Genomic DNA, 19480 nt, shown 5'->3' on the forward strand with positions numbered 1-19480 from the left:
GCCACATTCCGGTGTTGAAGCCTGTTTCGGCTGGATTCACGAAAGCGGAAGCCGGCGGTATGATTGTGAAGGGTTATTTAATGTTGAGCACCAACAAACTTGCTGCGCTGGCGTTTACGGCCTTCGTTGCCTTCCAGGTTCCGGCCCATGCCGATGATGCCGTTGTCGCCAAGGTCGGCAATCTGGAGATCCACCAGTCGGAACTCGATCTGGCTGTGGCCAATCTCGACCCGCAGCTTGCGCAGCTCCCGGACGACCAGAAGAAGGTTGCCGCCCTCTCTGCCGCCATTGATGTGAAGCTGCTTGCTGCCGATGCCACAGCCGAGAAGCTCGACCAGACTGATGATTTCAAGAAGCGCATGCAGTATCTGACCGACCGTGAGCTTCACAACGCTTACTTCAAGAAGCATGTCGTCGACACCGTCACCGATGCCGACGTGAAGGCACGCTACGACAAGGAAGTCGCCGCCCTGCCGAAGCAGGAAGAAGTTCACGCCCGCCACATCCTCGTCAAGACCGAGGACGAGGCCAAGGACGTTATCAAGCAGCTTGACGCCGGCAAGAATTTTGCCGAACTCGCGAAGGAAAAGTCCACCGATCCGAACAAGGACGACGGCGGCGACCTCGGCTATTTCAGCCGTGGCCGCATGGTCAAGGAATTCGAGGATGCCGCTTTCGCTCTCGAAAAGGGCAGCTATTCCAAGACCCCTGTGAAGACCGATTTCGGTTATCACGTCATCCTGGTCGAGGATAAGCGCGACGCTCCGCCGCCGCCGTTCGACCAGGTAAAAGATCAAGTTCGTCAGCTTGTCATGCGCGACAAGTATCTTGCGCTCCTGAATCAGGCCAAGGCTTCGGCCAAGGTCGATATCATGGACGAAACGCTTCGCAAGGGTTACGAAGACGCGAATAAGCAGCCTGAGCCGGGCGCCGAACCCGCGCCGGCATCGGCGCCGCAGCAGTAATCATCAGCATCTGGACCCGGTTCTTCCGGGTCCTTTACTATGATAGACAGGTAACATCCGATGTCCGCTACCGTTTCTCCCCTTGCCCCGAAAACCTTTGCTTCGCTGCCGGCCCTTCGCGGCGTGCGCATGGCAACCGCTTCCGCCGGCATCAAATACAAGAACCGGACGGACGTGCTGATGATGGTCTTTGATGCGCCGGCTACCGTTGCCGGCGTCTTCACCAAGTCGAAATGTCCCTCGGCGCCCGTCGATTTCTGCCGGGCCAACTTGCCGCACGGTACGGCACGTGCCGTCGTCGTCAATTCCGGCAATGCCAATGCCTTTACCGGCTTGAAGGGCCGTGCTGCGACTGAGCTCACCGCCAAGTCGGCCGCCGCCGCCGTCGGCTGCGGCGAAAATGAGATCTTTCTCGCGTCGACGGGTGTCATCGGCGAACCGCTGGACGCTACCAAATTTGCCGGTGTGCTGGACAAGATGCATGCCGATGCTACCGGCGATTACTGGTTCGAGGCCGCCAAGGCCATCATGACCACCGACACCTATCCGAAGGTTGCGACCCGCACTGCCGAAATCGGTGGCGTCAAGGTGACGATCAACGGAATCGCCAAGGGCGCCGGCATGATCGCGCCCGACATGGCGACCATGCTTTCCTTCGTCGTCACGGATGCCGATATCGCGTCTTCCACCCTGCAGTCTCTGCTGTCTGCCGGCGTCGAGCCGAGCTTCAACTCCATGACCGTCGATAGCGATACTTCGACGTCGGATACGCTGATGCTGTTTGCGACTGGTGCTGCTGCAGCTGATGGGCAGGCGCGTATCACGAGCGCGGACGACCCACGGCTCGACACGTTTCGTTCGGCGCTGAACGACCTTCTCAAGGATCTGGCGATCCAGGTCGCCCGCGACGGCGAGGGCGCCACGAAGATGCTCGAAATCACCGTGACCGGTGCCGAGAGCGATGCCGCTGCCAAGACGATCGCCCTTTCCATCGCCAATTCGCCGCTGGTCAAGACTGCGGCTGCGGGCGAGGATGCCAATTGGGGCCGTATTGTCATGGCCGTCGGCAAGGCCGGTGAAATGGCCGACCGCGACCGGCTCGCCATCTGGTTCGGCGATGTGCGCGTCGCCGTCAACGGCGAGCGCGACCCTTCCTATTCCGAGGATGCGGCCTCAGCCGTGATGAAAAAGCAGGATATACCTGTGAAAGTCGATATTGGCCTCGGCTCCGGCAAAGCTACGGTCTGGACCTGCGACCTCACGAAGGAATATGTTGCGATCAATGGCGACTACCGGAGCTGATCGTTCGCTGATGCAGGCATCCCTTCCGAAGCAAAACCTGCCGCTGGTCCGGCGGCTGGAAGCCGTGGGCTTTCGCGCCTGGCCGGCCGCTTCCGTGCAATATGACGGAAGCTGGCAAATTCGCCTGACGGCAGGCCATCCCTCCAACCGACTGAACTCCATCGTGCCGCTCGATCCCTCCGACCATCGAGATGTCGAGATCAGGCTGGAGAAGGCGAGCCGTAAATTCGAGGCATATGGCCGTCCCGCCATCGTGCGTGAGACGCCGCTTGCCTCGCCTGTTTTGATGGACCTGATCAAGGAACGGGGATGGAAGCGTTTTGATGAAACGGCCGTCATGGTCTGCGATCTCTCGCAGGCCGATCTGCCCGATACGCTCGATCATCTTCCTACCCACGATGTCGGCCGGTTCGTCGATGCCAATCTCTCCGTCGATCAGGCGCAGCTTTCTCTGAAGCCGGCGCTTGCCGAGATTATTTCTGCGATTAAGCCGCCATCCGGGCTGTTCATGATCGAAGATGCCATCCATGGGTCGCTGGCAACGGTCCTCTGCGTGCAGGACAACGATCTTGCCGGCATCATGTCGCTGTCGGTCGCGGGTAGCCATCGCCGCAGAGGTCTCGGTATCGAGATTCTGACCTCGGCCTTGCGCTGGGCGCGGATGCGCAGCGCCCGCACGGCTTGGCTGCAGGTGAAACTCTCCAATGCGCCGGCGATCGCTCTTTATGAGCGTCTTGGTTTCCGTGATGCCTATCACTATTGCTATTGGCAGGAACGCTGCGAATGAGCGAAGCCGGAAGGAAGCTGCTCCTGGTCGCGGCCTGCGCGCTGATCGATACGGACGGGCGTATCCTTCTGGCACAGCGGCCGGAAGGAAAGTCCCTTGCCGGCCTGTGGGAATTCCCCGGCGGCAAGGTCGAACCCGGCGAGACGCCGGAGGAAACGCTGGTGCGCGAACTGAACGAAGAGCTCGGCATTATGACAAAGGTCCCGTGCCTTGCGCCGCTGACTTTCGCCAGCCACAGCTATGATACGTTCCACCTGCTGATGCCGCTTTATGTCTGCCGCCGGTATGAAGGCATTCCGCAGGGCCGCGAGGGCCAGGCAATCAAATGGGTGCGCCCGCAGGCGCTGCGCGATTACCCGATGCCGCCGGCCGACGAGCCGCTCATCCCGGTACTGCAGGATTTACTTTAGCTTTTGCTGATTATTGGGGCGAAACGTCGATTTCGCCTGTGGATATTAATCGATCATTTAGCACCTTCTGGCAATGATCGGCCTCACTCAAGCAACTGGCGTGTGTGTATTTAAGGGCTTGACGTCATGGACGACGATTTCTGGAAAGCTGTGCGCGAGAAGGAACGCGCTTCTTCGTCTGCTTCGCGCAGGACAGGAGCGCTGAATATTGCCCTTCTCTTCGGTACGGCCGTAGTGGCGCTGACTCTCATCCTGACGCCGATGCTGGCGGATTCTTCGAAGAAGAGCGTGCTCGCCAGCGCGCCGGCAGATTTCGACACGATTACCACCGGCTCCATCCCGAAGACCGAGAATGGTCCGAAGAGCGAGAGCGGCAAGCGCTATACAATCCGCCGCAGCGTGCTCCAGGATACGCCTGGTTCCGTCTGCGTCGTCCAGGGCTACGGCGTCGGCGCCGGCTGCTGAGGAAATGAAGCTCCATCCCAGGGAGCCATGAATTTCATTGCTGTCTTGAGGGCAAAAGGTCGGGTTGATGAATTTGCTAAGGAAATTTGTGGCGGACAGAAGCGGTGCGACGGCGATCGAATATGGATTGATCGCAGCGCTGATGTCGGTTGCCCTCATTGGAGGGCTGGGTGTGTTCACCAACGGCCTGCGCGGCGTGTTCAACACCGTCGAGAATAACCTGACCATCAACTGAGCTATCTGTTAGAGCGCCGTGCGGCCATTCAGACGCATTAAGGACGCTCCAACTCTTTGAATCCACGCATCAGGCTTTCCGGAAATCGATTCCGATTTTGGGCCAATGCTAAAGATCTCACTGCCTGAGCTTCTGCTCCTCCACCTTCAGTGCGTCAGCAAGCCGCGCCTTGGCCGTTCCTGGTTTCAGCGGCTGCTGCTGGCTTTCATGCGGTGCCCAGCCAGACACATAGATCACTGAAAATGTCGCGCGGATACGGCCGTCCGGATCCGAATAGCGCTCGGCATAGATTTCAGCGGCGCGCAGGAAGAAGGCGCGCGTCAGCGGCTTGCGGCTGCGGGCAGCGAGAGGATTGGCCATGCCCATCGCTCTCAGGTCCCGCATCAGCGGAAAAATTGAATCATAGCGTACGGTATAATTCTCCGCGTCGATGACGGGCAGGGCAAAGCTTGCGCGCTGCAGCAGACCGCCGACATCGCGGACATCGGCGAAGGGGATGACGCGCGGGCTTGCACCGCCGGTCATCTCGATCTCGGTCGCAAGCAGTACCTCGCGCAGTTCTTGCAGCGTACCGGCGCCCGGAATGGCGGCCAGGAACAGGCCGTCCGGCTTCAATGCGCGCCGGATCTGGATGAAGACGCCGGGTGTGTCGTTGGTCAGGTGCAGACTGAGCGGTGCAATCACCAGATTGGCCGATTGGGGCGCGAGCGGCACGTCTTCGAGTGGCGCTTCGAGAAAAGATTCGCCCGGCGCGACATAGTGTATGTCGCTTTCCACGCGGATGAGGTTGCCGACCTTGCCGGTCGCGACCGCCGCACGGGCGACGGCACCTGTAGTGCCGTGCAGTTCCACCGCATGTTCAAAGCTGCGCTCGACGACGGCCAAACGGTCTGCCAGTTCCTCGGCGGCTATATCGAGCAGGAAGGCTGCTTTCTGGTCATTATTTGCGAGTGCGCGCCGACGATTTGTGGCGATCTGCGTCTTGTCAAAGATGATATCCATGGCGATGTCCATATTCCCCCGTCAAGCAGGCGGCAAGGCGATTTTCCTTTGGCTCGCGACGCGCCAAAGCGCGTTGCGATCTTCATCCGCTAGCCGCGCTTTCGGTCTTTGTTTTTACGCATGTCGTTATCGCAAAACCGCTACACACTTTTGCGCGACATGCTTTAGTCTGCCTCATATGGGGACGATCGAGATGAAAAGTGAGACGAGGCAGATATGGGCGCAGCTTTTGCGACCCTTTTCGATGCTTGCCGATCTTGTCTATCCGCCTGCATGCGCGGCTTGCGGTATTTCGACCGGCGGTCATCGCGGGCTTTGTGCCGAATGCTGGTCCGAGATCCGCTTCATAGAGCGGCCTTATTGCGAGGTGCTGGGCCTTCCCTTTTCCCATGATCTCGGGGCCGGCATCCTGAGCGCCGAGGCGATCGCCAATCCGCCGCCCTTTGATCGGCTGCGTTCAGCAGCCACCCACGACCATGCCGTTCGCAATCTAGTGCATGGCCTCAAATACCGGGATCGCACGGATCTCGCGCCGATGATGGCCGGCTGGATGCTGCGCGCCTCGGACGGCATGGTCGAGCGCTGCGACGCCGTCATTCCGGTTCCACTTCATCGTACCCGCATGGTCTCGCGCAAATTCAATCAAGCCGCGGAACTTGCCCGGCATTTGGCGAAGCTTGCGGGAAAACCGCTGCTGCCGGCAACGCTTCTACGTGTGAAGCGTACCAGCCAGCAGGTCGGTCTTGGCGTGCGGGCGCGCGAGGACAATGTCCGTGGCGCTTTTACGGTCGCCGCAGGCAGGGAAAGCGATGTCTTCGGCAAACGCATCGTGCTTGTCGACGACGTCTTTACGACAGGGGCGACAGTTGGTGCGGCAACGCGCGCGCTGCGCAAGGCGGGAGCTGCCGATATAACGGTTTTAACCTTTGCAAGGGCACTTGCAGAAACTATATGACAGAAAGAAAAACAGCACGGTCTGGAGACTTCATGGTACCTGTTGCCATCTATACGCGTCAGTTCTGCGGCTATTGTGCACGCGCCAAATCTCTTCTTGAGGAGAAAGGCGTCGACTATGTCGAATATGATGCGACCTTCTCGCCAGAGCTTCGCCAGGAAATGCTTGGCAAATCGAACGGTCGCACCACCTTTCCGCAGATTTTCATCGGCAGCACGCATGTCGGCGGTTGCGACGATCTCTATGCGCTCGATCGGGCAGGCAAACTCGATCCGTTGCTGGCAGCCTGAGGAAGAGCGATGAGCTTCATGGCCGCCGCCATCCAGATGTGTTCCGGTGTCGATCCGGAGCGGAATGCCGATTCGATGGCGCGCCTCGTCCGAGAGGCTGCCGCAAAGGGCGCAACTTACGTGCAAACGCCTGAAATGACCGGAATGCTGCAGCGTAACCGCGCGGCGGCAAAGGAAGTTCTGCGTGATGAGAGCAACGACTTTATCGTCGAAACCGGCTCGGCGCTTGCGGCCGAACTCGGCATCTTCGTGCATGTCGGCTCGACGGCGATTGCGCTCGATGACGGCAAGATGGCGAACCGCGGTTTCTTGTTCGGCCCCGACGGCAAGGTCCTGAACCGCTACGACAAGATTCACATGTTCGACGTCGATCTCGACAATGGCGAGAGCTGGCGCGAAAGTGCGGCTTACAGGCCGGGGTCGGAAGCGCGGGTTCTGTCGTTGCCGTTTGCCGAGATCGGTTTCACGATCTGTTACGACGTGCGTTTCCCGCAGCTTTTCCGCGCGCAGGCTGTTGCCGGTGCTGAAGTGATGACTGTTCCTGCCGCTTTTACCAAGCAGACGGGCGAGGCACATTGGGAAATCCTGCTGCGGGCGCGCGCCATTGAAAACGGTGTCTTCATCATCGCCGCAGCGCAGGCCGGCCTGCATGAAGACGGACGCGAAACATTCGGGCATTCGATGATCATCGATCCCTGGGGCAAGGTGCTGGTATCAGCCGGTCCGACCGGCGAGGCCGTCATTTTGGCGGAGATCGATCCGGCGGCGGTGAAGGCTGCGCATGACAAGATTCCGAACCTTAAGAACGGCCGGGAGTTTTCCATCGAGAGGATTGCGGGGGGAATTTCAGGAGGCGTTGCAGCTTGATCCGCTATTCCCTTATTTGCGAAAATGCCCACGAATTTGAAGGCTGGTTTTCTGAAAGCGCCGATTTTGACCGGCAGGTCGCAAGCGGCTTTCTGACCTGCCCCGTCTGCAATTCCGCTTCCATCTCCAAGTCGCTCATGGCTCCCACCGTCTCAACCGCGCGCAAGAAGGAAGAGATGCAGACAGTCGCGATGGACACGGCCCGCCGCGAAGCCTTCCTGAAGCTCAAGGAAGCTGTCGCCGCAATCAAGGCGACTTCCGAGGATGTTGGAACCCGCTTTCCCGAGGAAGCTCGCAAGATCCACTACGGTGAGGCGGATGCCCGCGGTATCATCGGCCAGGCAACGCCCGACGAAGCCGAGGCACTGGTGGAAGAAGGCATCGAGATCGCCGCCCTGCCGGTTCTGCCCGAAGACGTGAACTGATCTGCGGGCGGGTGGGTTAGTATGATTTTGGTCCTCGGGCGCGATCAGGTCGGCCGTTTTGCCAGCAGCATATAATTCACATCCATATCCTTCGACAGGTTCCACTGGTTTGCCAGCGGATTGAAGAAGACGCCCGTGCGGTCGATAATATCGAGACCGCTTGCGGCAAGCGGCTTTTCCAGTTCTTCCGGGCGCACCAGTTTCTCATACTGATGCGTGCCGCGCGGCAGCCAGCGCAGGACGTTTTCGGCAGCGAAAATGGCAAGCGCGGCGGCCTTCATGGTGCGGTTGATCGTGGCGACGAACATCAGGCCGCCCGGCCTGACCATCCTGGCGCAGGTATTCATGAAAAGCTCGACATCGGCTACATGCTCCACCACTTCCATGTTAAGCACGATATCGAAGGTCTCGCCTGCCTCGGCAAGCTGCTCGGCGGTCACGGCACGATAGTCGACCGCAACACCCGATGCCTTGGCGTGGGTCGAGGCGATGCCGATGTTCTTTTCCGAGGGATCGGCACCGACGACTTCAGCGCCCATACGGGCAACCGGCTCTGATAGGAGGCCGCCACCACAGCCGATATCGAGCACACGCAGGCCTTCAAGCGGCTTGGCACTCTTCGGATTGCGTGAAAAATTCTCCGCCGCCTTGTCGCGGATATAGGCCAGGCGAACAGGATTGAACTTGTGTAGCGGCTTGAACTTGCCCGTCGGACTCCACCATTCGGCCGCCATGGCGGAAAAGCGATCGACTTCGCTCTGGTCGATAGTGGTTTTGGCCGCTTCGTTCATCTGCCGCTCCTTAATGTCCCTGTCAGTGAAGTCGGACGATCGAGGCGATAAGTCAAGAGCGGTCAGGTCGCGCCGGAGGCTTGGCAAGGACCGTAAAAATGGAGGAAGTCTGACGGCGGTTAAAACCCCGCGTCGTCGCGGGGTTGCGGATACTGGTGATGCCGATTTAGCGGCACTGACGGCGCGGGCCGTACGTGGGCTGATACGTATTGTCGTATGCCCGGTACGAGCGATAACGGCTGTAGCAATAGTCGGCATGCGAGCTGCCCGCACGCACGCGTGGCTGCGAGGCTATGATACTGCCGATGATCGCGCCGGCAGCCAGGCCGCCGATAATGGCGCCGGTATTGTCATGGCGGCGATAATAGCGGTCGCGGTAGCGGTCCCCATAATAGCGGCGATCCCACCTGCGGTCGTACCGATAACGGTCCGAGTAGCGATAATTGCCCCATCCTCGGCCTCCGTAGTCGTAACGAGGGCAGTTCGTGAAGTTATTGCAGCCCACCTGAAGAAGGTCGGCTTGGCTGCCGGCGGTTTGCGATTGCGCTGCCGACTGAACCGGGGTTGCCGTATAGATCGGTCCTGCCAAGGCGGGCATTCCGGAGAATGCAGTCGTTATCGACAGTGCAATTATCGCTAATCTTCTCATTCTACTCACCAGCTTTCTCGACACATCTATTGCGGTTTAAACGCATTCGAGGCCATTAAGTTTCAATCGCCTTCACGCGTCCACGCCTCTTTCACCGGCATGGACCAGGGCGTTTTGCGGTAGTCGCAGTGATCATTTTTTGACGAAATCCTGCCGCTTCCACTTCACATTTTCCCCGCCCTTGCCACCCCCTGCCAAACTCGCTAAGAGACGCGCCAACTTTCGTCCTTGGTTGGCGGGGCTTTAGAAGCGTTCCAGAAACCACTATTTCCGGGCTCTTCGGCCGTTGGACAGCCGGGTTTTTGGATGTCCGGGAGGGCGCTGCGTTTCCGGGCGGTTTACGAATGCGCGTGACGTACCGGAAGCAAATCCGTTTTCCGGCAATCTCGCGCGGGTCATGGTAGAGGCTTATGGCACGCATCGTTATGAAATTCGGCGGAACCTCCGTCGCGGATCTGGACCGCATCAAGAACGTTGCCCGCCATGTTAAACGTGAAGTCGATGCCGGCCATGAAGTGGCAGTCGTCGTCTCCGCCATGTCCGGCAAGACCAACGAACTTGTCGGCTGGGTGCAAAACGCGCCCAAGGTGATTGGCGCCAACTCGCCTTTCTACGACGCGCGTGAATACGATGCTGTCGTTGCCTCCGGCGAACAAGTGACGTCAGGTCTTCTTGCGATTGCATTGCAGAGTATGGGCATCAATGCCCGTTCCTGGCAGGGCTGGCAGATCCCGATCCGCACGGACAATGCGCATGGAGCGGCTCGTATCATGGAGATTGACGGGGCCGACATCATCAAGCGTATGGGTGAGGGGCAGGTTGCCGTCGTCGCCGGTTTCCAGGGTCTCGGTCCGGATAATCGTATCTCGACGCTTGGACGCGGCGGATCGGACACTTCGGCTGTAGCGATCGCGGCTGCTGTCAAAGCCGATCGCTGTGACATCTATACCGATGTCGATGGCGTCTACACGACCGATCCACGCATCGAACCCAAGGCACGGCGCCTGAAGAAGATCGCTTTCGAAGAAATGCTGGAAATGGCGTCGCTCGGCGCCAAGGTTCTTCAGGTGCGTTCGGTCGAGCTTGCCATGGTGCACAAGGTGCGCACTTTCGTGCGTTCTTCTTTCGAGGATCCCGATGCTCCGGGCATGGGCGACCTCTTGAACCCGCCCGGAACGTTGATTTGTGACGAGGATGAAATCGTGGAACAGGAAGTAGTCACCGGCATTGCCTATGCTAAAGATGAGGCTCAGATTTCGCTTCGCCGTCTTGCCGACCGGCCGGGCGTTTCTGCCGCGATCTTCGGTCCGCTCGCAGAAAGCCACATCAACGTCGATATGATCGTCCAGAACATTTCTGAAGATGGTTCGAAGACGGATATGACCTTCACCGTGCCCTCGGGCGATGTCGAGAAAGCCATCAAGGTTCTCTCCGACAACAAGGAGAAGATCGGCTATGACGTCGCGCAGAGCGAATCGGGTCTGGTGAAAGTCTCCGTCATCGGCATCGGCATGCGCAGCCATGCAGGCGTTGCGGCGACTGCCTTCCGGGCACTTGCTGAAAAAGGCATCAACATCAAGGCAATTACAACCTCGGAGATCAAGATTTCGATCCTGATCGACGGTCCTTATGCAGAACTCGCTGTCAGAACTTTGCATTCCTGCTACGGTCTGGATAAGAATTGATTCCAGCGGGCGGCCTGCCCCTTCAGGTTGAAGATGCGGCCAGTTCTCGTGGCCGCATAAGGTGTTTGTTTCAGGGAGCTTGAGACGCAATGAGAGACCTTTCCGGCGGTCCGCGCGTATTGCTCAAGCGGCTGCGCGAATTGATGGCGGAGCCACTGGAGCCGCAGGAGCGACTCGACCGGATCGTGCGTCAGATCGCCAGCAACATGGTAGCGGAGGTTTGCTCCGTTTACGTTCTGCGCGCCGACGGCGTTCTCGAGCTTTATGCTACCGAAGGTCTCAACAAGGAAGCCGTCCATCTCTCGCAGCTGAAGATGGGACAGGGTCTCGTCGGCACGATCGCCGCCTCGGCCCAGCCGCTCAATCTTTCCGACGCGCAGTCGCATCCGGCCTTCCGCTACCTGCCGGAAACGGGTGAAGAGATCTACCATTCCTTCCTGGGCGTGCCGATCCTACGGACGGGGCGCTCCCTTGGCGTTCTCGTCGTGCAGAACAAGGCAAGCCGCAATTATCGCGATGAAGAGCTGGAGGCGCTCGAGACGACGGCGATGGTTCTTGCCGAGATGATCGCGACCGGCGAACTGAAGAAGATCACCAAGCCGGGTCTCGAACTCGATCTTACCCGTTCGGTTACAGTCGATGGCGATACCTATAATGACGGGATCGGCCTTGGTTACGTCGTCCTCCACGAGCCGCGCATCGTCGTCACCAATCTGCTCAACGAAGATGCGGAGAAGGAAATCCGGCGGCTGGCGGAAGCCATGGGCTCGCTTAGGATCTCCATCGACGACATGCTGTCGCGCCGCGATGTTTCCATGGAAGGCGAGCACCGCGAAGTGCTCGAGACCTATCGCATGTTCGCCCACGACCAGGGCTGGGTGCGCAAGCTGGAAGAGGCGATCCGCAACGGCCTGACGGCGGAGGCGGCTGTCGAGAAGGTCCAGAGCGACACCAAGGCGCGCATGATACGCCTGACCGATCCCTATCTGCGCGAACGCATGCACGATTTCGAAGATCTGGCAAACCGGCTGCTGCGCGTATTGACCGGTTATACGGGCCGCACGACGGCCGAGGGTTTTCCGAACGACGCGATCATCCTGGCGCGCGCCATGGGTGCGGCGGAACTCCTCGACTATCCGCGTGCCAATGTACGCGGGCTGGTGCTGGAAGAAGGCGCGGTGACCAGCCATGTGGTGATCGTCGCACGCGCCATGGGCATTCCTGTTATCGGCCAGGCGGCGGGTGTCGTGGCGCTTGCCGAAAACGGTGATGCCGTCATTATCGATGGCGACGAAGGGCATGTGCATATCCGGCCGATGCCGGAGCATCAGCGCTCCTATGAAGAAAAGGTACGCTTCCGCGCCAGGCGGCAAGAGCAATTCCGGGCGCTGCGTTCCGTTGAGCCGGTGACCCGGGATGGGCAGCGCATCCAGCTTCTGATGAATGCCGGCCTGCTGGTCGATCTGCCGCAGCTGGCGGAATCCGGAGCGGAGGGTATTGGTCTGTTCCGCACTGAGCTGCAATTCATGATCGCCTCGACCATGCCGAAGGCGGAAGAGCAGGAGATGTTCTACCGCAATGTGCTGAAGCAGGCAGGCGGGCGTGTCGTGACCTTCCGCACACTCGATATCGGCGGAGACAAGGTTGTTCCTTATTTCCGCGGTCATGAGGAAGAGAATCCGGCGCTAGGCTGGCGGGCAATCCGCCTGTCGCTCGACCGGCCGGGACTGTTGCGCACGCAGTTGCGCGCCATGCTCAAGGCGGCTGCCGGCGCCGAGCTGAAGCTGATGGTGCCGATGGTGACCGAGGTTTCGGAAATCAGGCAGGTGCGCGAACTCCTGCAGAAGGAAGTGCAGCATCTTTCGCGTTTCGGTCACGGGCTGCCGCGCAAGCTCCAATTTGGCGCGATGCTGGAAGTGCCGGCACTTCTTTGGCAGCTCGATGAGCTGATGGACGCGGTCGACTTCGTCTCTGTCGGTTCCAATGACCTCTTCCAGTTCGCCATGGCGGTCGATCGCGGCAACGCACGGGTTTCGGAGCGTTTCGATCCGTTGGAGCGGCCGTTCCTGCGGATCCTTCGTGATATCGTACGTGGCGCGGGTCGCAATAAAACACCGGTGACACTCTGCGGCGAACTGGCGGGCAAGCCGCTTTCGGCCATGGCGTTGCTCGGTGTCGGGTTCCGTTCGATCTCCATGTCGCCGGCCTCGATCGGACCGGTTAAGGCGATGCTGCTCGGCCTTAACGCCGAGGCTCTGACGAAGGCCGTCGATGAGGCGCTGGACGACCGGAATGCGACTGTGCCGATGCGCGAGGTGCTTGCCCACTTCGCCGAGAGCCACAATATTCCCCTTTAGAGATATATAAGAAGAATTGGAGTAAGGGGTGGCGAAGCTTCCCATTGAAAAGATGCGCGAGCTTGAGCGCCGCTTCGGCGAGATCGAAGCCCGCATGTCGGCCGGCCCCTCGGCTGATGTTTATGTAAAGCTCGCATCCGAATATTCCGAATTGCAGCCGGTCGTCACCAAGATCCGCGCCTATCAAAAGGCCGTCGGGGAGCTTGCCGATCTGGAGGTGCTGCTCGAGGACAAGTCTGTCGACCGTGATATGCGCGAGCTTGCCGAACTCGAACTGCCTGATGTGAAGGAGCAGATCGAGGCGTTGGAGAACGAAATCCAGATCCTGCTCTTGCCGAAGGACGCTGCCGACGAGAAGAGCGCGATCCTGGAAATCCGCGCTGGCACCGGTGGCAACGAGGCGGCCCTTTTCGCCGGTGACCTCTTCCGCATGTATGAGCGTTATGCGGCAACGCATGGCTGGAAGGTCGACGTACTTTCGTCGAGTGAGGGCGAAGCCGGAGGGTTCAAGGAAATCATCGCAACGATCACCGGCAAGGGCGTGTTCGCCAAGCTGAAGTTCGAATCCGGCGTGCACCGCGTGCAGCGCGTGCCTGAGACGGAAGCGGGCGGACGCATTCACACCTCGGCGGCAACGGTCGCCGTTCTGCCCGAGGCCGAGGAGATCGATATCGAGATTCGGCCGGAAGATATCCGCATCGATACGATGCGCTCCTCGGGTGCAGGCGGACAGCACGTCAATACCACGGACTCTGCCGTGCGCATCACCCACCTGCCGACGGGCATTGTCGTGACCAGCTCAGAAAAGTCCCAGCACCAGAACCGCGCCAAGGCCATGCAGGTGCTGCGTTCGCGTCTTTATGATGCCGAGCGGCAGAGGGCCGATAGCGAACGCTCCGCCGACCGTAAGAGCCAGGTCGGTTCCGGCGACCGTTCCGAACGTATCCGCACCTATAATTTCCCGCAGGGCCGCATCACCGACCATCGCATCAACCTGACGCTCTATAAGCTCGACCGAATGATGGAAGGTGAAATCGACGAAGTGGTGGACGCCCTGCTGGCGGACTATCAAGCGAGCCAGCTCGCACAGCTTGGTGAACAACAATGACCGTGTCGGGGCCTACGGTTTCCGAGATACTTGCCGAGGCTAGGCGCCGTTTCACGGAGGCGGGCATAGCCGATCCACAGACCGATGCGCGGTTGCTGATTTCGGGACTGCTGGAGCTTTCGCCGACCGAGATGCTGACGGCAGGTCGCCAGTCGGTTTCGGAGGAACAGGCAGGCACTATCGGCCGCGCGATCGAAAGGCGGCTGAAGCACGAGCCGGTGCACCGCATTCTCGGAGAGCGGGAATTCTATGGCTTGCCGCTTTCGCTGTCCGCCGGCACGCTGGAGCCGCGGCCCGATACGGAAATTCTTGTCGATACGATTATTCCTTATCTGCGTGACCTTGCAAAAACGGAAGGCAATCTCCACATTCTGGACATAGGAACCGGGACCGGAGCGATTTGCCTTGCGCTCCTGAGTGAATGTCCGGAAGCATCAGGCATCGGCAGTGACATTTCGACCGATGCACTTGAGACGGCAAGATCAAACGCTGAAAGAAACGGATTGCAGGATCGATTCACGACCATTCGATCGAACTGGTTCGAGAACATCCAGGGGACGTTTCATGCGGTTGTCTCAAATCCGCCCTATATTGCTTCCAATGTCATTCACGATCTCGCTCCCGAAGTGACGAAATTTGATCCGGCTGCAGCTCTGGACGGCGGCCCGGATGGGCTTGACGCCTACAAAGCCATAGCAAAGGATGCGGCTAGGTTCATGCGATCCAATGGGATCGTCGGACTGGAAATCGGCTACGATCAGCGAAACGATGTGACGGCGATCTTTGAAGCGGAAGGCTTCAAGTGCCTCAAATCCGTGAAGGATTATGGTCAGAACGACAGAGTGCTCGTGTTTACGCTGGCATGACCGGCGACAAATTGCAGCATCGAACTGGACATTGTTGCTATTGCGAAGAAAAGGCTTGGATTTCCCGAGGAAGCAATATAGGTTGCCTTCACGCGTTGGGCGCATAGGAATGAACGGGATTCGTTCGGTACTTGCTCAGCTTCGGGGGTCTGCTCTTTTAAACGAGAGTTTCAAAGGTTGAACACGACCCAATGCGTGAATCAGTCAAACTGACTTGAAGACAAGCGGCAGGTCGGCGCGAAGGCGCACTATGCTTGCGGCACGAAGGCCCTGATCCGGATGGACCGGTCTTGGCGGTTGGTGCCATGTATCCAATCACAAACAGAGAATTCAGGTGAACGATCGATGAGGCCAGGACAGCAGAACAAGCGCGGTCGAGGGCGTGGCAATAACAACAATAATAATGGCGGCGGTGGAAATAACAATAACAACAATTTCAACCGCAAGGGCGGCAATCCGCTGACCCGGACCTATGACAGTTCCGGTCCCGATGTGAAAATCCGCGGCACTGCCCAGCACATTGCCGAGAAATATGCGCAGCTCGCTCGTGACGCCCAAAGTTCCGGCGACCGCGTCATAGCTGAGAACTATCTGCAGCATGCTGAACACTACAACCGCATCATTGCTGCCGCACAGGCGCAGATGCAGGAACGTTTCCAGCGCGATGATCGCCACGACTTTAACGATCGCGATAATGCCGACCGTGACGGCGATGAACTGGACACGGCGGATAGTGACGACGTCGTCATCGTTCAGCCGCCCCACCAGCAACAGCGCGAACAGCAGCGGCCAGCTGCCGCCGCACCGGTGCCCACACAGTCTCAGGCGGAAGTGATCGACGGTACCGGTCCGCAGCCGGACATCGAAGGTATTCCTGCCGAAGTTGCGATGGAAGAGGAAGGCTCTGCTGCGCCGCAGCGCGAACGCCAGCCTCGACGCCGCAATGCCGGAAGCCGCCCGCGCCGTCCGCGCCGCGGCGCTGAAGGTGAGGCCGCCGGCGAGGAAGGTGCTTCCGCCGAAGCGCCGGTTCTGGCTGAAGCTGCTTCCGAATAAGTTCGGTTCATACGTGTAACTTGAAAGGCTGCCCTCTCGGGCGGCCTTTTCTTTTTTGCGCGGTCGCGTTGCCCTTGCCGCTGCGGGGCCGGAGGAGCGTCATGGGGTTCCTTGCCTAGGGTGTGACCAAAGGCGACTTCAGCAAGGAATAGGTGCTGTCAGGCGTCGTGTCGGTGGGCAAATAGCGTCTGCGAAGGAGGTGCTCGCGGGCGTCAGTTTTCCAGTGTCTTACCCCTTTAAACTCTCCGGATTCTCCACCATATCCTGACCAGATTGTTTGCCGCAAATCCTAATGGCGACAAACAGGGGCTTGCCTTTGAGGGAGCTCAATCTCAATCATCGGTCTGTGCCTTATGAAGGGCAGAGCGATTCATGGAGGTAACATATGAATATCGAGAAATACTCCGAGCGGGTGCGCGGTTTCGTTCAGTCCGCCCAGACCTATGCGCTGGCGCAAGGGCACCAGCAATTCACCGCAGAACATGTGCTCAAAGTCCTGCTCGATGACGATCAGGGCATGGCTGCTTCGCTGATTGAGCGCGCCGGCGGCGACGCAAAGGCGGCACGGCTTGCCAATGATGCCGCACTTGCCAAACTGCCGAAAATTTCCGGCGGCAACGGCAATATCTATCTCGCCCAGCCGCTCGCAAAAGTCTTCTCCACGGCCGAGGAGGCTGCGAAGAAAGGCGGCGACAGCTTCGTTACGGTCGAGCGTCTGCTGCAGGCGCTGGCGATCGAAACCTCTGCCTCGACCTATCAGTCGCTGAAAAATGCCGGCGTGACCGCGCAGGCACTCAATCAGGTCATCAACGAAATCCGCAAGGGCCGCACGGCAGATACGGCGAGTGCCGAGCAAGGCTTCGACAGCCTGAAAAAATATGCGCGCGATCTGACGGGCGAAGCCCGCGAAGGTAAGCTCGATCCGGTTATCGGCCGCGACGACGAAATCCGCCGCACGATCCAGGTCCTCTCGCGCCGCACCAAGAACAATCCCGTCCTGATCGGTGAGCCGGGTGTCGGTAAAACTGCCATCGTCGAAGGCCTTGCACTGCGCATCGTCAATGGCGATGTGCCGGAGAGCCTGAAGGACAAGAAGCTGATGGCGCTCGACATGGGAGCGTTGATTGCCGGTGCGAAGTACCGCGGCGAGTTCGAGGAGCGCCTGAAGGCTGTGCTGAACGAGGTTCAGTCGGAAAACGGCGAGATCATCCTCTTCATCGATGAAATGCACACGCTGGTCGGCGCCGGCAAGGCGGACGGAGCGATGGACGCCTCCAACCTGCTGAAGCCTGCCCTTGCCCGCGGCGAGCTGCATTGCGTCGGCGCAACGACGCTGGATGAATATCGCAAGCATGTCGAGAAGGATCCGGCCCTTGCCCGCCGTTTCCAACCGGTCATGGTCGAGGAGCCGACGGTGGAGGACACGATCTCGATCCTGCGCGGTCTGAAGGAAAAGTACGAGCAGCATCACAAGGTGCGCATTGCCGATGCCGCGCTGGTTGCCGCCGCAACCCTGTCGAACCGCTATATTACCGACCGTTTCCTGCCAGACAAGGCGATCGACTTAATGGACGAGGCGGCCGCCCGCCTGCGTATGCAGGTGGATTCAAAACCGGAAGAACTCGATGAGCTCGACCGCCGCATCATCCAGCTTAAGATCGAACGCGAGGCGCTGAAGAAGGAAACCGATGTCGCCTCCGCCGACCGGCTGAAGCGGCTGGAAACCGAGCTTTCCTCAATCGAGGAAGAAGCCGACGCGCTGACGGCCCGCTGGCAGGCGGAAAAGCAGAAGCTCGGCCTTGCCGCCGACCTCAAGAAGCAGCTCGACGATGCCCGAAACGAACTGGCGATTGCCCAGCGCAAGGGTGAATTCCAACGTGCCGGCGAGCTCGCCTATGGCGTGATTCCAGGTCTCGAAAAGCAGCTGGCTGACGCCGAAAGCAAGGAAGACAATAGCCGCAACGCGATGGTGCAGGAGGTCGTGACCCCTGACAATATCGCTCATGTCGTTTCCCGCTGGACCGGCATTCCCGTTGACAAAATGCTGGAGGGCGAACGTGACAAGCTGCTCAGGATGGAAGACGAGCTGGCGAAGTCGGTGATCGGTCAGGGCGATGCGGTTCAGGCCGTATCCCGTGCAGTGCGCCGTGCCCGCGCAGGTCTTCAGGATCCGAACCGGCCGATCGGCTCGTTCATCTTCCTCGGCCCGACCGGTGTCGGCAAGACGGAACTCACCAAGGCGCTTGCCCGCTTCCTCTTCGACGACGAGACGGCAATGGTGCGCATGGATATGTCCGAGTACATGGAGAAGCACTCCGTTGCCCGGCTGATCGGTGCGCCTCCCGGCTATGTCGGTTATGATGAAGGTGGTGCGCTGACGGAAGCCGTCCGCCGCAGGCCTTATCAGGTCGTGCTGTTCGATGAGATCGAGAAGGCGCATCCTGACGTCTTCAACGTCCTGTTGCAGGTGCTGGACGACGGTCGTCTGACCGATGGTCAGGGCCGGACGGTCGATTTCCGCAACACGATGATCATCATGACCTCGAACCTCGGTGCCGAATACCTGACGCAGTTGCGCGAGGGCGAGGACAGCGAGACCGTTCGCGAGCAGGTGATGGATGTCGTTCGCGGTCATTTCCGGCCGGAGTTCCTGAACCGTATCGATGAGATCATCCTCTTCCATCGCCTGAAGCGCGAGGAAATGGGCGCGATCGTCGATATCCAGCTGAAGCGGCTGGTTTCGTTGTTGTCCGAGCGCAAGATCGTGCTCGACCTCGATGAGGACGCCCGCAACTGGCTGGCGAACAAGGGATACGATCCTGTCTACGGCGCTCGTCCGCTGAAGCGAGTGATCCAGAAATTCGTCCAGGATCCACTCGCCGAGCAGATCCTCTCGGGCCAGGTACCGGACGGGTCGACGGTGACGATCACCAGCGGCTCGGATCGTTTGCTGTTCCGGTCGAAACAGTCGGTGAGCGAAGCGGCGTAAGGCCGCGTTGACGAGAATTGACAATGGCGGCTTTCGGGCCGCCATTTTTGTTTCTGCAGAAGGGAGAATTATCTACTGGCGACCTGATCCGAGGCGGGCTGGTTGTTCAGCAGCGTGTCGATGCGCTTGCGCTCATCCTCGAACTTGGCGAGTGCGTCGCCTTGGAGCGACTTGCCGCCCGGCAGGCGGATGCGCAGCGGATCGACTTTGGTGCCGTTGACGATCAGTTCGTAATGCAGATGCGGGCCGGTGGATTCACCCGTTGTGCCCACCCAGCCG

20 protein-coding genes (1 of these 20 running past the window's edge) are annotated in these 19480 nt (G+C 59.5%); 16 read left to right on the plus strand and 4 right to left on the minus strand.

The window, feature by feature from the left end; all coding sequences use genetic code 11:
• Positions 1-80 precede the first annotated feature (80 nt).
• The 6 genes from FHT78_RS27065 to FHT78_RS27090 all read left to right on the plus strand — a co-directional run bounded on the left by FHT78_RS27065 (position 81) and on the right by FHT78_RS27090 (position 4164).
• A complete protein-coding gene (locus tag FHT78_RS27065) occupies positions 81-965 on the plus strand; it encodes a peptidylprolyl isomerase (RefSeq protein WP_183749633.1) in 885 nt (294 codons plus the stop codon).
• A 60-nt stretch (positions 966-1025) separates the two neighbouring features.
• Positions 1026-2267 (plus strand): bifunctional glutamate N-acetyltransferase/amino-acid acetyltransferase ArgJ, encoded by a 1242-nt coding sequence (argJ, locus tag FHT78_RS27070; protein ID WP_183749634.1) that lies wholly within the window; start codon positions 1026-1028, stop codon positions 2265-2267.
• Positions 2248-3054, plus strand: a complete 807-nt coding sequence (locus tag FHT78_RS27075; protein ID WP_183749635.1) for a GNAT family N-acetyltransferase — start codon at positions 2248-2250, stop codon at positions 3052-3054. The genes argJ and FHT78_RS27075 overlap by 20 nt, the downstream gene beginning before the upstream one ends.
• A complete protein-coding gene (mutT, locus tag FHT78_RS27080; protein WP_183749636.1) occupies positions 3051-3464 on the plus strand; it encodes an 8-oxo-dGTP diphosphatase MutT in 414 nt (137 codons plus the stop codon). The genes FHT78_RS27075 and mutT overlap by 4 nt, the downstream gene beginning before the upstream one ends.
• A 126-nt stretch (positions 3465-3590) precedes the next feature.
• Positions 3591-3929, plus strand: coding sequence for a hypothetical protein (locus FHT78_RS27085; protein WP_183749637.1), 339 nt, complete (start codon positions 3591-3593; stop codon positions 3927-3929).
• Between the two features lie 67 nt (positions 3930-3996).
• Entirely contained in the window at positions 3997-4164 is a 168-nt protein-coding gene (locus FHT78_RS27090; protein WP_183749638.1) for a Flp family type IVb pilin, read from the plus strand.
• A gap of 117 nt (positions 4165-4281) precedes the next feature.
• On the opposite strand, the gene FHT78_RS27095 is transcribed toward FHT78_RS27090, so the two are convergent.
• On the minus strand, positions 4282-5166 hold the full coding sequence (locus FHT78_RS27095) for a methyltransferase domain-containing protein (protein WP_183749639.1): 885 nt from the start codon (positions 5164-5166) through the stop codon (positions 4282-4284).
• 193 nt (positions 5167-5359) lie between these two features.
• Here FHT78_RS27095 and FHT78_RS27100 point away from each other — a divergent pair, with 193 nt between their 5' ends.
• The 4 genes from FHT78_RS27100 to FHT78_RS27115 are packed head-to-tail and all read left to right on the plus strand — an operon-like array spanning position 5360 to position 7703.
• Positions 5360-6121 carry a ComF family protein gene (locus tag FHT78_RS27100; protein WP_183749640.1) on the plus strand — a complete coding sequence of 254 codons (762 nt, stop codon included), beginning with the start codon at positions 5360-5362 and terminating at the stop codon, positions 6119-6121.
• A 32-nt stretch (positions 6122-6153) separates the two neighbouring features.
• A complete protein-coding gene (gene grxC, locus FHT78_RS27105) occupies positions 6154-6411 on the plus strand; it encodes a glutaredoxin 3 (RefSeq protein WP_183749641.1) in 258 nt (85 codons plus the stop codon).
• Positions 6412-6420: 9 nt separating this feature from the next.
• Positions 6421-7278 (plus strand): carbon-nitrogen hydrolase family protein, encoded by an 858-nt coding sequence (locus FHT78_RS27110; protein ID WP_183749642.1) that lies wholly within the window; start codon positions 6421-6423, stop codon positions 7276-7278.
• Complete coding sequence (locus FHT78_RS27115; RefSeq protein ID WP_183749643.1) at positions 7275-7703, plus strand: DUF1178 family protein; 429 nt, start codon at positions 7275-7277, stop codon at positions 7701-7703. Before FHT78_RS27110 ends, FHT78_RS27115 begins: the two co-directional genes overlap by 4 nt.
• Positions 7704-7747: 44 nt before the next feature.
• On the opposite strand, the gene ubiG is transcribed toward FHT78_RS27115, so the two are convergent.
• Together ubiG and FHT78_RS27125 are read right to left on the minus strand one after the other, a co-directional pair.
• The gene (ubiG, locus tag FHT78_RS27120) at positions 7748-8494 is read right to left on the minus strand and encodes a bifunctional 2-polyprenyl-6-hydroxyphenol methylase/3-demethylubiquinol 3-O-methyltransferase UbiG (protein WP_183749644.1); all 747 of its coding nucleotides are present in this window, start codon (positions 8492-8494) and stop codon (positions 7748-7750) included.
• Between the two features lie 166 nt (positions 8495-8660).
• On the minus strand, positions 8661-9143 hold the full coding sequence (locus FHT78_RS27125) for a BA14K family protein (RefSeq protein ID WP_183749645.1): 483 nt from the start codon (positions 9141-9143) through the stop codon (positions 8661-8663).
• Between the two features lie 410 nt (positions 9144-9553).
• Here FHT78_RS27125 and FHT78_RS27130 point away from each other — a divergent pair, with 410 nt between their 5' ends.
• The 6 genes from FHT78_RS27130 (at position 9554) to clpB (ending at position 19201) form a co-directional block, all read left to right on the plus strand.
• A complete protein-coding gene (locus FHT78_RS27130) occupies positions 9554-10828 on the plus strand; it encodes an aspartate kinase (protein WP_183749646.1) in 1275 nt (424 codons plus the stop codon).
• Between the two features lie 89 nt (positions 10829-10917).
• Positions 10918-13185, plus strand: a complete 2268-nt coding sequence (gene ptsP, locus FHT78_RS27135; RefSeq protein ID WP_183749647.1) for a phosphoenolpyruvate--protein phosphotransferase — start codon at positions 10918-10920, stop codon at positions 13183-13185.
• 28 nt (positions 13186-13213) lie between these two features.
• Positions 13214-14293 (plus strand): peptide chain release factor 1, encoded by a 1080-nt coding sequence (gene prfA / locus FHT78_RS27140; RefSeq protein ID WP_183749648.1) that lies wholly within the window; start codon positions 13214-13216, stop codon positions 14291-14293.
• Complete coding sequence (prmC, locus tag FHT78_RS27145; RefSeq protein WP_183749649.1) at positions 14290-15159, plus strand: peptide chain release factor N(5)-glutamine methyltransferase; 870 nt, start codon at positions 14290-14292, stop codon at positions 15157-15159. The genes prfA and prmC overlap by 4 nt, the downstream gene beginning before the upstream one ends.
• A gap of 345 nt (positions 15160-15504) precedes the next feature.
• The gene (locus FHT78_RS27150) at positions 15505-16212 is read left to right on the plus strand and encodes a DUF4167 domain-containing protein (RefSeq protein WP_183749650.1); all 708 of its coding nucleotides are present in this window, start codon (positions 15505-15507) and stop codon (positions 16210-16212) included.
• Between the two features lie 385 nt (positions 16213-16597).
• Positions 16598-19201: an ATP-dependent chaperone ClpB gene (gene clpB / locus FHT78_RS27155; protein WP_183749651.1), complete on the plus strand. Its 2604-nt coding sequence runs from the start codon at positions 16598-16600 to the stop codon at positions 19199-19201.
• A 68-nt stretch (positions 19202-19269) separates the two neighbouring features.
• Here clpB and FHT78_RS27160 read toward each other — a convergent pair whose 3' ends face one another.
• Positions 19270-19480: the end of a M23 family metallopeptidase gene (locus FHT78_RS27160; protein WP_183749652.1), read on the minus strand. It continues 1733 nt past the right edge of the window; only the last 211 of its 1944 coding nucleotides appear in the window; the start codon falls outside the window, past its right edge; the stop codon is at positions 19270-19272.

The organism is Rhizobium sp. BK196 (assembly GCF_014193255.1).
Taxonomy (GTDB): domain Bacteria; phylum Pseudomonadota; class Alphaproteobacteria; order Rhizobiales; family Rhizobiaceae; genus Rhizobium.

Excerpts from the sequence above, each read along its gene's own strand:
- FHT78_RS27100 (WP_183749640.1), top strand. The coding sequence starts at position 5,360 with ATGAAAAGTGAGACGAGGCAGATATGGGCGCAGCTTTTGCGACCCTTT.
- ubiG (WP_183749644.1), bottom strand. The coding sequence starts at position 8,494 with ATGAACGAAGCGGCCAAAACCACTATCGACCAGAGCGAAGTCGATCGC.
- grxC (WP_183749641.1), top strand. The coding sequence starts at position 6,154 with ATGGTACCTGTTGCCATCTATACGCGTCAGTTCTGCGGCTATTGTGCA.
- FHT78_RS27150 (WP_183749650.1), top strand. The coding sequence starts at position 15,505 with ATGAGGCCAGGACAGCAGAACAAGCGCGGTCGAGGGCGTGGCAATAAC.
- FHT78_RS27090 (WP_183749638.1), top strand. The coding sequence starts at position 3,997 with ATGAATTTGCTAAGGAAATTTGTGGCGGACAGAAGCGGTGCGACGGCG.
- FHT78_RS27075 (WP_183749635.1), top strand. The coding sequence starts at position 2,248 with ATGGCGACTACCGGAGCTGATCGTTCGCTGATGCAGGCATCCCTTCCG.
- argJ (WP_183749634.1), top strand. The coding sequence starts at position 1,026 with ATGTCCGCTACCGTTTCTCCCCTTGCCCCGAAAACCTTTGCTTCGCTG.
- FHT78_RS27065 (WP_183749633.1), top strand. The coding sequence starts at position 81 with ATGTTGAGCACCAACAAACTTGCTGCGCTGGCGTTTACGGCCTTCGTT.
- FHT78_RS27110 (WP_183749642.1), top strand. The coding sequence starts at position 6,421 with ATGAGCTTCATGGCCGCCGCCATCCAGATGTGTTCCGGTGTCGATCCG.
- mutT (WP_183749636.1), top strand. The coding sequence starts at position 3,051 with ATGAGCGAAGCCGGAAGGAAGCTGCTCCTGGTCGCGGCCTGCGCGCTG.
- FHT78_RS27130 (WP_183749646.1), top strand. The coding sequence starts at position 9,554 with ATGGCACGCATCGTTATGAAATTCGGCGGAACCTCCGTCGCGGATCTG.
- prmC (WP_183749649.1), top strand. The coding sequence starts at position 14,290 with ATGACCGTGTCGGGGCCTACGGTTTCCGAGATACTTGCCGAGGCTAGG.
- FHT78_RS27095 (WP_183749639.1), bottom strand. The coding sequence starts at position 5,166 with ATGGATATCATCTTTGACAAGACGCAGATCGCCACAAATCGTCGGCGC.
- ptsP (WP_183749647.1), top strand. The coding sequence starts at position 10,918 with ATGAGAGACCTTTCCGGCGGTCCGCGCGTATTGCTCAAGCGGCTGCGC.
- FHT78_RS27125 (WP_183749645.1), bottom strand. The coding sequence starts at position 9,143 with ATGAGAAGATTAGCGATAATTGCACTGTCGATAACGACTGCATTCTCC.
- clpB (WP_183749651.1), top strand. The coding sequence starts at position 16,598 with ATGAATATCGAGAAATACTCCGAGCGGGTGCGCGGTTTCGTTCAGTCC.
- FHT78_RS27085 (WP_183749637.1), top strand. The coding sequence starts at position 3,591 with ATGGACGACGATTTCTGGAAAGCTGTGCGCGAGAAGGAACGCGCTTCT.